Here is a 13405-nt window from a genome sequence, read left to right on the forward strand (position 1 = left end):
AACCCGCCCCATGGGACCTCGTTGGCCAGCACCAGGTGGGTGTTGACCCACACGGTGCCGAAGTCCAGCTGCAACGGCAGTTCCATGGCGGCCTTCGCGGTGGAGGTCCACACGGAGGCGGCCAGCCCGTACTTGACGTCGTTGGCCCGCTCGATGGCCTCCTCGGTGGTCTCGAACGTCTCGATTGTGACCACGGGACCGAAGATCTCCTCATGCGCGGCCGCGGAATCCGGCGCCACGTTGGTGAGGATGGTGGGCTCGTAGAAGAACCCCTCGCCCGCGGCCGCCTGGCCACCGATCACGGGAATCGCACCGTCGTCGATGGCGCGCCGCACGAAGGCCTTGACGCGTTCGAACTGGGCCTCGGTGATGAGCGGCCCCAATTCCACGGACTCGGAAGCACGGTGATCGCCCACCACGTAGGTCTGGACCTGGGCCTTCAGCAGTTGGGTGAACTCCTCCGCGACCGACTCGTGCACCAGCACGCGGGTACCGGCACCGCACTCCTGGCCGGAGTTGTAGTACCCGGCGGTTCGGATCAGTTCGGCTGCCTCGGGCAGGTCCGCGTCGGCCAGGATCACCATGGGTGCCTTGCCACCCAACTCCAAGTACACCCGTTTCAGGCTGGCCGAAGCCGATTCGGCCACGGAGGACCCGGCCCGCACGGAACCTGTCAACGCCACCATGTCCACCTCAGCATGTGTGGCCAACCGATCACCCACCACCGGGCCCTCACCCAGGACCACGTTGAGCACGCCCGCGGGGAGGAGGTCGGCCTCGTCGATGAGCTGCGCCAGCTTCAGCAGCGACAGCGGGGTCTGCTCGGACGGCTTGATCACCAGGGTGTTGCCCGCGGCCAGGATCGGGGCCACCTTCCACACCGCCATCAGCAGCGGGTAGTTCCAGGGGACCACTGCGCCGATCACGCCGATGGGTTCACGCACCACCACGGAGGTGTGCCCGGGGTAGTACTCGCCTGAACCCAACTCTGTGTATGCACGTGCCGCACCGGCGGAGAAACGGAAGCAATCGGCGGCACCGGCCACATCGTCGTCGGACGTAGCCAGCGGCTTGCCGGTGTCCAAGGACTCCAGCGCCTTCAGCACCTCCGCGTTGGCCTCCACCAGATCAGCGATCTTCAACAAGGCTGCGGAACGGTCCCCTGGGGTGGTCCGCCCCCAGGCACGCCGCGCACCGGATGCGGCCGCGACGGCCGCATCGACGTCCGCCGCGGAACCCTGCGGCACCTGCGCGAACTCGGAACCGGTGGACGGATCCACCAGGCCCAGAGACTGCCCGCCGGTGGACGCGGTGAAGGCGCCACCGATGTAGTGCTGCAGCGGAGGAAGTGCCGGCAGCACCGACTCCACCGATTCGGCGACGGCGGACGGGCGCAGGACGGACACGGTGCTGGGGACGTTGGTCATGGATTCGTTTCCTTTTCAGGGCTTTCGGAGGTTAGCTAGCGGGTCGTCGGATGAGTGTGGGGTCGAGGACGCTCAGGCTCTGGCCTGGTCCAGGTGTTCTTGGGCGATCTGTTCCAGGTGGATGACGTCTCCCTCGATGGAGGCGAAGTCGAAGCCGAGCGCAAGGCGCTCAGCGGCCATCGCGCCGTCGTCGGAATGCACGCCGACGGCCTTGCCTGCGGCGTGGGCCGCCTCGATGATCGTCACGAAGGCGGCGTCACGCATGGCCTCGGCATCGGGTTCACCCAGGCGGCCGCCGGAGAGGGACACCGTCAGGTCCCAGGGCCCCACGTACAGGGCGTCGATTCCCTCGACGGCCGCGATCTCCTCGACATGGTCCAGACCGGCCGAGGTTTCGATCATGACGGCCACGAAGGTGGTCTCGTTGTTCACGGCGAGGGACTCGGAGCGGCGCAATTCTGCGCGCACCGGACCGTAGGACCGACGGCCCTGAGGTGGGTACCGCACGGCCTCCACCACGCGTTCGGCATCCTCGGCGGATTCCACCATCGGCACGATGACACCGGCCGCGCCTGCGTCCAACACCTGCCCGATGGTGCGGAAGTCATTGGCGCCGACCCGCACGATGCCGACGGTGGGCCGCGGGCCCATGACGCCGCCTGCGTCGATGGCCAGCAGGTTGTTCATGACATCCCTGGCCCCCAGGAGCCCGTGCTGCTGGTCAACGCACAGGTAGTCGTAACCGCCGCGAGCCAACCGCTCTGCCATCATGGGCGAGTCCTGGCACAGCCAGTACCCCACGATGCGCTCACGCGCACGGATCCGGGAAACGAAGTCCTCGACCGCGCTCATGCGTTGGCCTTACGCGTGTCGTGGCCCAAGTGCCAGATCCCTACGGCCGAGAGCATCTCACGGGGATCCCAGATCACGGCCTCGGACACCACCAAGCCGTCCTCGAACTTCACGAACGAGGCGCCCACCACCGAAACGGTGCGGCCGGTGGGTGGCACACCCATATACTCGCCGGTGTGGACGCCGGTGCTGCGCCAGCGGATGGCGGCGTCGTTCTCGCCCTCGACGACGTCCAGGACGTTCATGGTGAAGTCGGAGAAGGCTGCGTGCTGCTCCTTGATCTGGCGGCGGACGTCCTCGATGGATTCGGTTCCTGTCTTGGAGTGGCGCACGTAGTCGGGTGAGATCACGGACTCGAACGCGGCGGTGTCGCCGTCGTGCCAGGCCTTGGTCCAGGCCTGCGTGATGGTGTCCAGGTTGACGCTCATGAGTCAGGCCTTTCCGGTGGTGGCTGCTGCGGGCTGCGCGGTGGGGGCAGGGACCGGTGCGGGCCAGAGGTTGAAGTCCCCGAATTTGCCGCCGCGGAAGAGCAGGGCCTCCCCCGATCCGGCCTCGAGGTTCACGATGGCGCCCACGATCATGTAGTGGTCCCCGGCCACGACCTCGGAGAGAACCTCGCAGTCAGCCCAGGCCGCCGCCCCATTGATACGGGGCGTGCCGATGGTGGACTCGGTGTAGGCCACGTCCTTGAACTTCTCGTCCCCCTTGCGGGACAGGGAGCGGCAAACGGGAAGCTGCTCGGTGGAGAGGATGTTGGCAGTGAACCGGCCGAGCGACCGCAGGGTGGGCCACGTTGAAGAACCCTTGTCCACGCAGAAAGTCACCAGCGGCGGGTCCAGGGAGAGGGACTGGAAGGTGCCCACGACGAATCCTCGGGGGGTGCCTTCCTCAGTGAGCCCGGTGATGGCGGTGACGCCGGTGGGCAGGGCGCCGAAAACCTGGCGCTGCACGGCCGGGTCAATGGGATCCGGCTCGGTGATGATGATGCTCATGAGGGTGTCCTCCTTAAGTGCGTGTGTTGGGTGGGTGAATGCCCGACGGTCTGTCTCAGGCCCGCGCGGGCGCGGGCTTGGTCGCCACCACCGGGCCCGCGCCGGTGGTCACCACGGCGGACGCCGCCGTGACAGCGGAGCCCGAGGCCCCGCCGTCGGGCAGTCCGTCGCGGTGGTAGGCGGCCCCAGGGTGGTCGGCGAAAAGCTGTTGGTTCCCTGCACCGAAGAGGTTCTCCCGCAGGGTGGAACCCTCGTAGCTGGTGCGCATGGCGCCACGCTTCTGCAATTCGGGGACCACGAAGCGGGCAAAGTCCTCGACATCGGCGAACTTGGCGGCGTGGGCCACGTTGAAGCCGCTGACGCCGGTCTCCTCCATCCAGGAGATGAGTTCGGCAGCCACGGTCTCCGGACCGCCCACGATGACCGGGGAAGTGCCGCCCAAGCCGTTCTGCTCGGCGATGTCGCGCGGCGTCCACTTCCGGGTGGGGTCCTGCTTGGTGAAGACATCCACCATGGTCTGGCCCGCGTTCGTCTTGACGTCCGCGAAGGGCTGATCCGGGTCGAATTGGGCCATGTCCATGCCGGTCCACCCGGAGTAGCGGGCCATGGCGCCGTTGTAGTCCACGAGACCCAGGTACTCGTTGTACTTGGCCTGCGCCTCCTCGTCGGTGGCCGCAGAGATCACCGTGATCATCTGTAGCGTGGCAATGTGGTCAGGGTTCCGGCCGAATTCCATCGCCTTGGCACGCAGTGAATCCACCTGCTTCCTCAGGGCCGGCTTGGTCAGCGAGTTCATGAAGACGGCCTCGGCGGTCTTGGCGGCGAGCGCCACCCCCTTGGGGGAGCCGCCTGCCTGGAAGATGACCGGGGTGCGTTGCACGGACGGCTCACAGTAGAAGAGGCCGGGGACGGTGAAGTGCTCGCCGTGGTGGTTGATGTTGTGCACCTTGGTGGGGTCCACGTAGGTGCAGTTGTCCTTGTCCCGGACCACGGCGCCGTCTTCCCAGGAGCCCTCCCAGAGCTTCAGGGTCACGTCGATGAACTCCTCGGCGCGGTCGTAGCGCAGGTCGTGATCGAGCTGGGTGCCGTTGCCCAGGTTCCGTGCGGCCGAGTCGGAGTAGGAGGTGACCACGTTCCAGCCGATGCGGCCGTTGGTGAGGTGATCAAGCGTGGTGAACTTGCGGGCCACCGTGTAGGGCGGGGTGTAGGCCGTGGAGGTGGTGACGCCGAAGCCCAGGTGTTTGGTCGCGGCCGCCATGGCCGGGATCAGGTAGGAGGGGTCGTTGGCCGGGAACTGGGCCGCGTCCCGCATGGCAGCATCGACTGATCCGTTGTACTTCTCGTGATAGCCGTCGTTGTCCGCGAAGAACATTCCGTCGAAGCAGGCGTCCTCCAGCACCTTGGCGTAGTCCACCCACGTACGCAGGTCGGTGTAGTCCTCGCCGCGGTCACGGTCGGAGCGCCAGAGTCCCGCGGAGAGATGGGCCGGCCCGTTGAAATCGAAGGCGAGGACCTTCATCTGCTTGGTCATGGCAACTCCTCCTGTCACTTTGTCATCGTGTTCACTAGGTGAGCATGGCGTTCATTCTTTGAACGCACAAGAAAAGTCTGAGGTGACGGAGGTCATGCCGTCAAGAGGCAATTTCTGATGACGTCCGAGTCATCGCAGACCCAACGATCCAGGTGTGACGAAGACCTGACGAGACGTGCTGCAAAATGCTTGACCCGAGACTCCTCCGCGGAGTCTCATTGATCGTGTGAGGCCGTCCGAGCGGGCCTCATTCCCACCCCGTTTTTCATGCAGTGCGTTCCAGTGCGGGAACGCAGAAACTGGTCGATGCCGTATGCCTCGCGTGCCTCGTACGCCCCACGCCCCCACCCCCGCTACGCCGTACTTCTCCGTCGGCGCGCGACCGTACGCTCCCGCTCTTGATTTCTACAACCATCTGGTCCGGACACTGCGCACCCAAGCCGTGTTCCACGCCCTGCCGACGCTGGACCTCGAAGCGGCCCTCCACTACGCCCGCACCCACGGCGCGGGTGGCGTGATCGTGGGCAAACACCTGGAACGCCAGGCCATGACGCTTGCGGACGACACGGACTTCTCCGCCGTTGAGGCGGGGGCAGCGAACGCCATGCTCATCGCCGCCGACGGCAGCACCTTGGCCGTGAACACCGTGGTCTCGGCGGTGGCCGCTGCACTCAAGCGCGCACGCGTCCGCCCGAGTGACTCCGTCCTGGTCCACGGCGCGGGGGCCCCCGCCTCCGCAGTGTGCGCAGCGCTACGCCTACACGGGAATCAGGACGTCACCATTACCGGACGCAACGAACACGCAGGCCGGCTGATGGCAGCACTTCACGGATTCAGGTGGGCACCAATGGTCCCTCGCGACACGCACGTCCTGATCAACGCAACCCCACTCGGAGACATGGGCCCACTGGCCCAGGAGTTCTCGCTGCCTGCCGAGGCCGTCGTGGACGCCAACGCGGTCATCGACCTGGCCTTGGGCCCACATTCCACCCCCGTGGTCCGTCTGGCGCGCGAAGCCGACGTCCGAGCCATCCCCGGAATGGCCATCGTGGCCGACCAGTGGGTGTCGATCTTCCGTACCTTCACCGGATCCCGCGTCCGCGGCGGCCTCGTGGACAGGGCACTGCGGGAGGCCTATGCGCCGGCCTCGTCGCGTCGTGGCCGGTCGGTCCCCGCCTGAGTTCCAGCCCGGCCAGCACCAGCAGGAGGCACCATGACCCCCATATCGTTCACCGGCACGGTGGAGGTGCTGGGCATTCGACACCTGCTCCGCCTCCCCCAGGAAGCAAGTCTCGCGCTTGCCTCCCGTGGCCAGGTCGCCGCGACCGTGACTGTGGACGGGAGTCAAGCGACCACCGTGGTGGAGCCGGATGGGCGGCGCGGGCACTGGCTGAATCTGGACGCGCTCGGCATCGACAGCTCATGGGAGCCCGGGACCGAGGTCTCGGTCGACTTGGAACCCACCAAGACGTGGCCTGAAGTCACGATCCCGGATGACCTGCGCTCCGCGCTGGATGCCGCACCCGATCTGGAGGAGACCTGGGTGTCCCTGACCCCCATGGCACGTTGGGAATGGGTGCGTTGGGTGCAAGCAACGCGTAGCGAGGCCACCCGCGCCAAACGCGTCGGGGTCAGCGTGGACAAGCTGCGGCACGGGAAGCGTCGCCCGTGCTGCTTCGACCTCTCCTCCTGCACCGACCCTGAGGTGGCCCGGAGTGCGAAGCTACCGGAGGCCTGACCTCAGCCTCGCGCTTCCTCGCGTTCCAGAGCGGCGGCCAGCGAGTACTCCTGTCGCCAGAACTCGCTGTTCCCATCCAGGGCCAGTTCTGCGGCCACGCGTCCCCACAGGGGCGCGAACTTGAACCCGTTCCCGGAGAATCCGGCCAGGGTGATGACCCGACCATCCTCGGAGCGGTCCAGCACGGGGATGGAGTCCGGTGTGACTCCGTCGTGGTGCAGGCTGTGATGCACCGGCTCCGGCAGCAGGTCGGGGAACACACGAACAGCCCGCTCTCCCAGCCAGGTCAGCTGTTCCGGCGTCAGCAAGGTCGGCAGGGTCTCCACGTCTCCGCGCAACTCCTCCACGGGAGCCGCCGGGCAGACCTTCAACGCGTAGCCGTCCAGGCTCGGAGCACCGAAGATATGGATCTCCCCCAGATCCTCGGTGGTCAGATCCCGCATGAACACGGGCAACACGTCCGGAGTGAACTGTTCCAGATGGCGTGGGATGAACCAGGTCAGCAGGAACGGCTGAGCCTGCACCACGCGACCCAGTTCCGGGTTCAGCCGTGCGGCCCATGAGCCGGCTGCGACGACCACGTGGGAGGCGTGGATCGAGTCGGACTCGGTGTGCACCACGACTCCGTCGTCCACCGTCTCGATGGAGAGCACAGGCGTATGGAAGCGCAGGTCCGCCCCGGCCTCCTCTGCGAGCGCCAACCCGGATGCGACCGTCAGCTCGGGGCGCAGGCCTCCTCCGCCCAGGTCCAGGATGCCCTGGTCGGTGTCTTCCACATGGAATTGGGGGTAGCGCTCCCGCAGCTCGTCGGCGGTGAAGACCTCGTGATCCAGTCCGAAGTCCTGGATCGCTTTCAGCGTCGCGATCATCTCGGGCCGATCAGCGGCTCCGACGCTCAGCGCGCCGACCGGAAGCAACAGGTCCTTCCCCACTCGTTCCCCGAGTTCCAGCCACATCTTGCGGGCCTCGACGAGGGCAGGCACGTACCGCACGCCCTCCTTCGCGGCCACCCGGAAGAGCCGGGATTCGCCCGTGAAGGAGCCCTGCGAGTGCACCCGGCCCCGCGCCTCGACCCCGACCACGGACACCCCGCGCTCGGCCAGTTGCCAGGCGGCCATGGAGCCCATGGTTCCCAGGCCGACGACGACCACATCGGTATGGGTCTGACTCATCTTCGTTTCTCCTGCTGCTTCGATGGTGCTGATGCTGGGACGGGTCTCAGGCCATGGGTGGGGCGCCCCAGAGGGGCAGCTCGATCCCGAGCCCCTTGTCCTCCGCCTGGCGAAGCACGTCGGTGGCCCAGGCGACGTCCTCGACCGGGATACCGCCGATGGCCAGCACGCTGATGACACCCGCCTCGTAGCCGGGGGCCTTGTCAGCAACGATGTCGCCGAGTTCCACGCGTTCCTCGGGCGTCATGGTGCCCTCGTCCAGCATTTCCTGGAAGCGCATGCCGATGAGGTTGAGGTGGTCATACCAGGGGCGAGGGACCTCGGTCTCCCAGAGCTCGTACATGAGGCCGCACTCCACGACCTTTCGCACGTCGGACCGCTCCAGTCCCTCGTCGAGGCTGGAGGCCGACGGCAGGGCGATGAACGCGCCGGGCTTGACCCACTCACGGCGGATCATGGGGTACTTCTCACGGCCGGTGGAACCGGTGTTGGTGTAGGTGACGATGTCTGCTCCGCGGACGGCTGCCTCCTCGGTGTCCTTCACCTCCACAGTGACCTGAGGGAACTCGGCCGCAACGAAATCCTTGAAGGAGTCCAGGGTGGACTGGCCACGGCCTTTGACCTGGATGGTGGAGATCGAAGGGCGGGCGGACATGAAGGCCCGCACGGCGGTCTTCGCCATGACGCCGGGGCCCACCAGCCCCAGGACCTTGGCATCGGGGGCGGCCAGGTAGCGAGCGCCCAGACCGGACACCGCACCGGTACGCATGGCCGAGACCAGGTTGCCGGACATGATGCCCAGGGGCGCTCCGGTGTCGGTGTCAGACACGATGATCACGTGGATGGAGCGCGGAAGGCCCTTGTCGCGGTTGGCCGTGTTGGATCCGTACCACTTCACCGCCGTGGTGCCGAAGCGGCCACCAAGGTAGGCGGGCATGGCCGTGAAGCGGCGGTCGTCGCCCGTGTTCAGTGGCATGCCGGGGATGGGTGACTCATCCGGGAAGTCGATCTCGGCACCGTGGGAGTGACCGTTGGAACCGGTCATGATGTAGTCGCCCTGGCCCATCAGGCGGAAGGTTTCCTCCATGACATCGACGCAACGGTCCATGTTCTCGACGCCTGCGGCGATCATGGCTTCTTCATCCAAGAAACGGAAGGAAAGCGCGCTCACGAGGGTGTCCTCTCAAAGATTGTGTTCGGGCTAACTTTGCCGCTCAAGGGTGCATCAGTTCAAATAGGGTTGGATGTTGTTTTGCATCTATTGACCAGATGTTACAGATTGCAGGGACACGGCCATCGCGATGGTCCGGACCGATACCGTGGCCGCATGACCTCGACTCTCTTCCGCCATGCTTCGCTGCATCTGGGTGCCCAGCCGGACGGCACCCCGTTGACCCGCCACGGCGACCTCCTGGTTGTGGACGGCCGCATCGCGGCCATCGCGGCGACCGGTACGGGAGCCCACGGCGGAACTCTCGACGCGCCGTCGGGCACCGAGACTCTCGACCTGGGCGGTCGCAGCCTCCTGCCAGGATTCCAGGACGCCCACGTCCATCCTGGGACGGCCGGCCTGGCGCTGTTGGGCATCGACCTCTCCCCCGTGCACAGCCTCGACGGATACCTGGACCTGATCGCGGCCGGCGCCGCCGCTTCCTCCGCACTGGTGCTGACCGGCGTGGGCTGGTACTCCGACGTGTTCCCCGGGTCCTCCCCCACCGCGGCCCTCCTGGACTCCGTGGTACCGGACCGCCCCGTGGTCCTCACCGGGCACGACGGTCATTCGACGTGGGTGAACACCGCCGCGCTCACGGCTGCCGGGATCTCGCGAGATACCCCGGACCCGTCGGACGGCGTGATCGTCCGGGACCCGACCGGCGCACCGACCGGCGTCCTGCTCGACGGCGCCATGCGGCTGATCGCCGCATTGGTGCCTGAGGTGGACGAGGATCGTCTCGTCGCGGCGCTGCGCGCCGCCCAGGCCAAGCTGCACTCGGTCGGGATCACCGCATGGCAGGACGCCATGGTGGGCGACTCCGACCTGGGACCGGATCCGCAGGGCGCCTACGCGCGGCTGGCTGTTGCAGGCGAACTGACCGGCCGAGTGGTCCAGGGTCTCTGGTGGGACAGGACCCGCGGGCTAGAACAGATCCCCGATCTGGTGGCCCGGCGCGAGTCGGTGCGCACCCTGCCTGGGATCAGCGCCAACGTGGTGAAGGTGATGCAGGACGGGATGGTGGAGAACCTCACCGCCGCCATGCTCTCGCCCTACTGCGGGGCCGGCGCTCCGGCCGGGACGGGGCCGTCCTTCATCGAACCGTCCCTGCTCGCTGCGGCGACCGTGGAGCTGGAGCGGCACGGTTTCGACATCCACTTCCATGCCGTGGGAGACCGCGCCGTGCGAGAGTGCCTGGACGCGGTGGAGGCTGCGCGCGCTGCGAATGGGCCTACGGCCTTGCGGCACCAGATTGCCCACCTGGACGTGGTGGACCCCGCAGACGTGCCTCGGTTCGCGTCCCTTGGCGTCATCGCGAACCTGCAGATGCTCTGGGCCAGGCGCGACGAGGAGATCGTGACCCGCAAACTGCCACTGTTGGGCCCCGCTCGGGAAGCTTCTCACTTCCCCTTCGGCGCGTTGCATGCTGCGGGCGCCCGGCTTGCTGCGGGCAGCGACTGGCCGGTGTCCGCACCCGACCCGCTGCTGGCGATCCACACCGCCGTACATCGCACGGCCCCGGCCCAGGACGTTCATGCCATCGGGGAAGGGGTCCTGGCGCAGCCTCTGGAACCCGACCAGGCGCTTGGCCTCGGGACAGCGCTGGAAACGTTCATGACCGGAGCCGCCTACGCCAACCGACTGGAGACCTCCACCGGAGCACTGCGCGTGGGTATGGACGCGGATCTCGTGGTGCTTGATGCGTCGCTGGAGTCCGCTGCCGCTCCTGGCGGTCCGGGCGTCGGTTCGTTGGGCGTCGCCGCGACGTACGTAGGCGGCGACGCGGTATATCGCCGAGGCTGACCGCCCCACAGCCGAGGCTCGGGACCAGGCTTTCGTGAGGAGCGCTCCGTACCGGCGCAAGTCTCACGAAAGCCCGGTCCGCACGACCTGACGACGTTCGCCACAGTCCGATAACTCGACTCTGAGATGCGCGTATTCTGAGCCTATGGGTGCCACCCGTCGGGCGCACCGCATCGGAATCGAGGGACAAGGCATGACTCAACAGACAAGCAGCGTCAACATCGGCTCCCTCGTGGACCAGTTGGTGAACACCGCAACCCAGGCCCACAGCGGGCGAGCCACCCACGTCTTTCGCGCCGTCCCCGGCGGCGTGATGAGTCAAGTGCTGCTGGTGCTGAAGGACGGCCGCGAGCTCTCCGAACACGAGAACCCCGGTGAGGCGCTGCTCCATGTGTTGCGCGGACGGGTCCGCCTGATCGCCGGAGAGGACACCTGGGAACTGGGAGCCGACGACCACATCGTGGTCCCGCAACAGCGCCATAGCCTTCTGGCGTTGGAGGACGCAGCCGTCCTGCTCACCGTCGCACGGCCACGTTCATGACGACCCCCGGCTCGGGCGCTTCGATGGCGGTACCGGAACAGCTCCACCCCCGACGCACGGCGTCGGCACAAGCACTCACCTGGCAGACACTGGGCGCCGCGTTCGTACTGCTCGGCGGCGCGGTCGCGGCGGTCACGGGTCCACTGTCCCTGACGAAGGGCAGCTGGGCCGCGGCCTACCTGGTCCTGGTCTGCGGAGTGCCGCAATACCTCATGGGACGGCTCACCCACCGCGGACCTGCCACGCCCACCGGATGGTGGATGCTGGCGGGGTGGAATCTCGGCAACGCGGCCGTGGTCTGCGGCACTCTTCTCCGAGCGCCCTACCTCGTGGACGCCGGCGGGGTCCTGTTGTGGGGCTGCCTCGTGGCTGTGCTCGTGGGACTCCTCCGCAGACCGCCCCGCGAGATCGTCCACGCTCTGACGTCACTGCAGCGGTGGCTGCTCATCGCTGCGGTGGTGGTCCTGCTCATCAGCGTCCCGGTGGGGTTGCTCCTGGCTCACCTCCGCGCAGGCTGAGAGCAACGCGCCGGCGGACCGGGCTTTCGCGAGAACTGCTCCGGTACGGAGCGCTCCTCACGAAAACCCGGTCCGGACAACGGCAGGCTCAGCCGAACTGGATCCAGGTGGTCTTCAGATCCGAGTAGTTGTCGAATGCGTGCAGCGAGAGGTCGCGGCCGAACCCGGACTGCTTGAAACCACCGAACGGCGTCGTCAGGCCCAGAGCGTCCACGGTGTTCACGGACACCGTGCCTGCCACCAGACGCCCGGCCACTCGATGGGCACGGGAGACGGACCCGGTCCACAGCGACGCAGCCAGACCGTAGTCCGTGGAGTTCGCCAGGCCGATGGCCTCCTCCTCGGTGGTGAAGGTCTGCACCGACAGCAGCGGGCCGAACACCTCGTTGAAGTGCAGTGGGTGCTCGTTGGGCAGGTCCACGGCGATGGTCGGCACCACGTAGGCATCCGAACCTGTGATGGTGACGCGCTCGCCACCGGCCACGATGCGCCCGTCGGCCCTTGCGGAGCCGACCGCAGCCCACACGTCGTCCGCGTGCGCGGCCGAGACCAGGGAACCGGCGCCGGAGGCGGCATCCAGCGGATCCCCGGGGGCGAAGGCCTCGGCGTGCTTGGCCACGAGCGCCACGAACTCGTCGCGGATACTCGCCTCGACGAGCAGGCGCGAGTTCGCGGAGCAGACCTCACCCTGGTTGTAGAAGGCGCCGAAGGCTGCTGCCTTGGCGGCAGCATCCAGGTCCTCGGTGTCGGCGAAGACCACGTTGGCACTCTTACCACCGGCCTCGAGGCTCAGGCGCTTCATGTTGGAGGCTCCCGAATAGCCCAACAGGGTCTTGGCCACCGACGTGGAACCGGTGAAGGCCAGCGCATCCACGGCGTTGTGCAGGCCCAGGGTCTCACCGACCAGGCCACCACGCCCGGGCACCACATTGAGCACACCGGCCGGAAGACCTGCCTCAAGTGCCAGCTCGCCCAGCCGCAGGGCGGAGAGCGGGGAGGCCGAGGCCGGCTTGTGGACCACGGAATTGCCCAGGGCCAGCGCAGGCGCCAACTTCCACGCAGCAATCTCCAACGGGTAGTTCCATGGTGTGATCGCGGCGACGACGCCCAACGCCTCGCGCGTCACCAGTGCGGTGGACCCCTGCGGAGTGGAGGGGACCTCGTCCACCAGCTTGTCGATGGCCTCCGCATAGAAGCGGAACGTCGCGGCCGAACCCGGTGCATCCACGGTGGAGGACTCCCCCACCGGCTTACCCATGTCCAAGGAATCCAGTAGGGCGAATTCCTCGGTGTGCTCGTCGATGAGGTCCGCCAGCTTCAGCAGCACGGACTTGCGGTGATCCGCGTCCGTACGGGACCAGCGGCCATCGTCGAACGCGGTCCGGGCCGAGACCACGGCCGCGTCGACGTCGGCGGCGGAGAGCGAGGCGACCTCCGCGGTGGTCTCACCGGTTGCGGGGTTGATGTCCCTGCTCACCGAGCCGTCGGAGGCGTCCTTGCGGACGCCGTCCACCACGGCTCGGCCGTCGATGGTCAGTGCGGCTGCTGCTGCGTGCCAGTCGGTCATGGTTGCTCCTTGTGGAATGCGGACGCTGCCCAGACATTCCGTCAGCGCCCC

At 67.3% G+C, this 13405-nt stretch carries 13 protein-coding genes; 5 read left to right on the forward strand and 8 right to left on the reverse strand.

Annotation, left to right across the window (positions count from 1 at the left end):
- The 5 genes from Q0A15_RS10985 to Q0A15_RS11005 form a co-directional block, all read right to left on the reverse strand.
- Positions 1-1427, reverse strand: a 1427-nt coding sequence (locus Q0A15_RS10985; protein WP_291279569.1) for an aldehyde dehydrogenase family protein, incomplete at its 3' end; no start/stop codon positions are given.
- Between the two features lie 72 nt (positions 1428-1499).
- Positions 1500-2279 carry an aldolase/citrate lyase family protein gene (locus tag Q0A15_RS10990; RefSeq protein WP_291279570.1) on the reverse strand — a complete coding sequence of 260 codons (780 nt, stop codon included), beginning with the start codon at positions 2277-2279 and terminating at the stop codon, positions 1500-1502.
- Entirely contained in the window at positions 2276-2707 is a 432-nt protein-coding gene (locus Q0A15_RS10995) for an ester cyclase (RefSeq protein ID WP_291279571.1), read from the reverse strand. The genes Q0A15_RS10990 and Q0A15_RS10995 overlap by 4 nt, the downstream gene beginning before the upstream one ends.
- A gap of 3 nt (positions 2708-2710) precedes the next feature.
- On the reverse strand, positions 2711-3271 hold the full coding sequence (locus Q0A15_RS11000) for a flavin reductase family protein (RefSeq protein ID WP_291279572.1): 561 nt from the start codon (positions 3269-3271) through the stop codon (positions 2711-2713).
- A 55-nt stretch (positions 3272-3326) separates the two neighbouring features.
- Entirely contained in the window at positions 3327-4802 is a 1476-nt protein-coding gene (locus Q0A15_RS11005; RefSeq protein WP_291279573.1) for an LLM class flavin-dependent oxidoreductase, read from the reverse strand.
- Between the two features lie 313 nt (positions 4803-5115).
- On the opposite strand from Q0A15_RS11005, the gene Q0A15_RS11010 reads away from it, so the two are divergent.
- Both Q0A15_RS11010 and Q0A15_RS11015 read left to right on the forward strand, forming a co-directional pair.
- Positions 5116-5982 carry a hypothetical protein gene (locus Q0A15_RS11010; RefSeq protein ID WP_291279574.1) on the forward strand — a complete coding sequence of 289 codons (867 nt, stop codon included), beginning with the start codon at positions 5116-5118 and terminating at the stop codon, positions 5980-5982.
- Between the two features lie 33 nt (positions 5983-6015).
- Positions 6016-6540: a YdeI/OmpD-associated family protein gene (locus Q0A15_RS11015; RefSeq protein ID WP_291279575.1), complete on the forward strand. Its 525-nt coding sequence runs from the start codon at positions 6016-6018 to the stop codon at positions 6538-6540.
- A 2-nt stretch (positions 6541-6542) separates the two neighbouring features.
- Here the strand turns inward: Q0A15_RS11015 and solA are convergent, their stop codons facing one another.
- Complete coding sequence (solA, locus tag Q0A15_RS11020; RefSeq protein WP_291279576.1) at positions 6543-7712, reverse strand: N-methyl-L-tryptophan oxidase; 1170 nt, start codon at positions 7710-7712, stop codon at positions 6543-6545.
- A gap of 46 nt (positions 7713-7758) precedes the next feature.
- Positions 7759-8883 (reverse strand): tyramine oxidase subunit B, encoded by a 1125-nt coding sequence (locus Q0A15_RS11025; protein WP_291279577.1) that lies wholly within the window; start codon positions 8881-8883, stop codon positions 7759-7761.
- A 156-nt stretch (positions 8884-9039) separates the two neighbouring features.
- On the opposite strand from Q0A15_RS11025, the gene Q0A15_RS11030 reads away from it, so the two are divergent.
- From Q0A15_RS11030 to Q0A15_RS11040, 3 genes are all read left to right on the forward strand, one after another.
- A complete protein-coding gene (locus tag Q0A15_RS11030; RefSeq protein WP_291279578.1) occupies positions 9040-10728 on the forward strand; it encodes an amidohydrolase in 1689 nt (562 codons plus the stop codon).
- Between the two features lie 193 nt (positions 10729-10921).
- On the forward strand, positions 10922-11269 hold the full coding sequence (locus Q0A15_RS11035; protein ID WP_291279579.1) for a cupin domain-containing protein: 348 nt from the start codon (positions 10922-10924) through the stop codon (positions 11267-11269).
- Positions 11266-11787, forward strand: a complete 522-nt coding sequence (locus tag Q0A15_RS11040; protein WP_291279580.1) for a hypothetical protein — start codon at positions 11266-11268, stop codon at positions 11785-11787. Before Q0A15_RS11035 ends, Q0A15_RS11040 begins: the two co-directional genes overlap by 4 nt.
- A gap of 88 nt (positions 11788-11875) precedes the next feature.
- Here Q0A15_RS11040 and Q0A15_RS11045 read toward each other — a convergent pair whose 3' ends face one another.
- Complete coding sequence (locus Q0A15_RS11045) at positions 11876-13354, reverse strand: aldehyde dehydrogenase family protein (protein WP_291279581.1); 1479 nt, start codon at positions 13352-13354, stop codon at positions 11876-11878.
- Between the last annotated feature and the right edge of the window lie 51 nt (positions 13355-13405).

Source organism: Galactobacter sp., assembly GCF_022712295.1.
Lineage (GTDB): Bacteria > Actinomycetota > Actinomycetes > Actinomycetales > Micrococcaceae > Galactobacter.

Bases quoted from the DNA above. Each gene is read 5' to 3' on its own strand.
- Q0A15_RS11045 (WP_291279581.1), bottom strand. From the start codon at position 13,354: ATGACCGACTGGCACGCAGCAGCAGCCGCACTGACCATCGACGGCCGA.
- Q0A15_RS11010 (WP_291279574.1), top strand. From the start codon at position 5,116: ATGCCTCGCGTGCCTCGTACGCCCCACGCCCCCACCCCCGCTACGCCG.
- Q0A15_RS11035 (WP_291279579.1), top strand. From the start codon at position 10,922: ATGACTCAACAGACAAGCAGCGTCAACATCGGCTCCCTCGTGGACCAG.
- solA (WP_291279576.1), bottom strand. From the start codon at position 7,712: ATGAGTCAGACCCATACCGATGTGGTCGTCGTCGGCCTGGGAACCATG.
- Q0A15_RS11040 (WP_291279580.1), top strand. From the start codon at position 11,266: ATGACGACCCCCGGCTCGGGCGCTTCGATGGCGGTACCGGAACAGCTC.
- Q0A15_RS11000 (WP_291279572.1), bottom strand. From the start codon at position 3,271: ATGAGCATCATCATCACCGAGCCGGATCCCATTGACCCGGCCGTGCAG.
- Q0A15_RS11005 (WP_291279573.1), bottom strand. From the start codon at position 4,802: ATGACCAAGCAGATGAAGGTCCTCGCCTTCGATTTCAACGGGCCGGCC.
- Q0A15_RS11030 (WP_291279578.1), top strand. From the start codon at position 9,040: ATGACCTCGACTCTCTTCCGCCATGCTTCGCTGCATCTGGGTGCCCAG.
- Q0A15_RS11015 (WP_291279575.1), top strand. From the start codon at position 6,016: ATGACCCCCATATCGTTCACCGGCACGGTGGAGGTGCTGGGCATTCGA.
- Q0A15_RS10995 (WP_291279571.1), bottom strand. From the start codon at position 2,707: ATGAGCGTCAACCTGGACACCATCACGCAGGCCTGGACCAAGGCCTGG.
- Q0A15_RS10990 (WP_291279570.1), bottom strand. From the start codon at position 2,279: ATGAGCGCGGTCGAGGACTTCGTTTCCCGGATCCGTGCGCGTGAGCGC.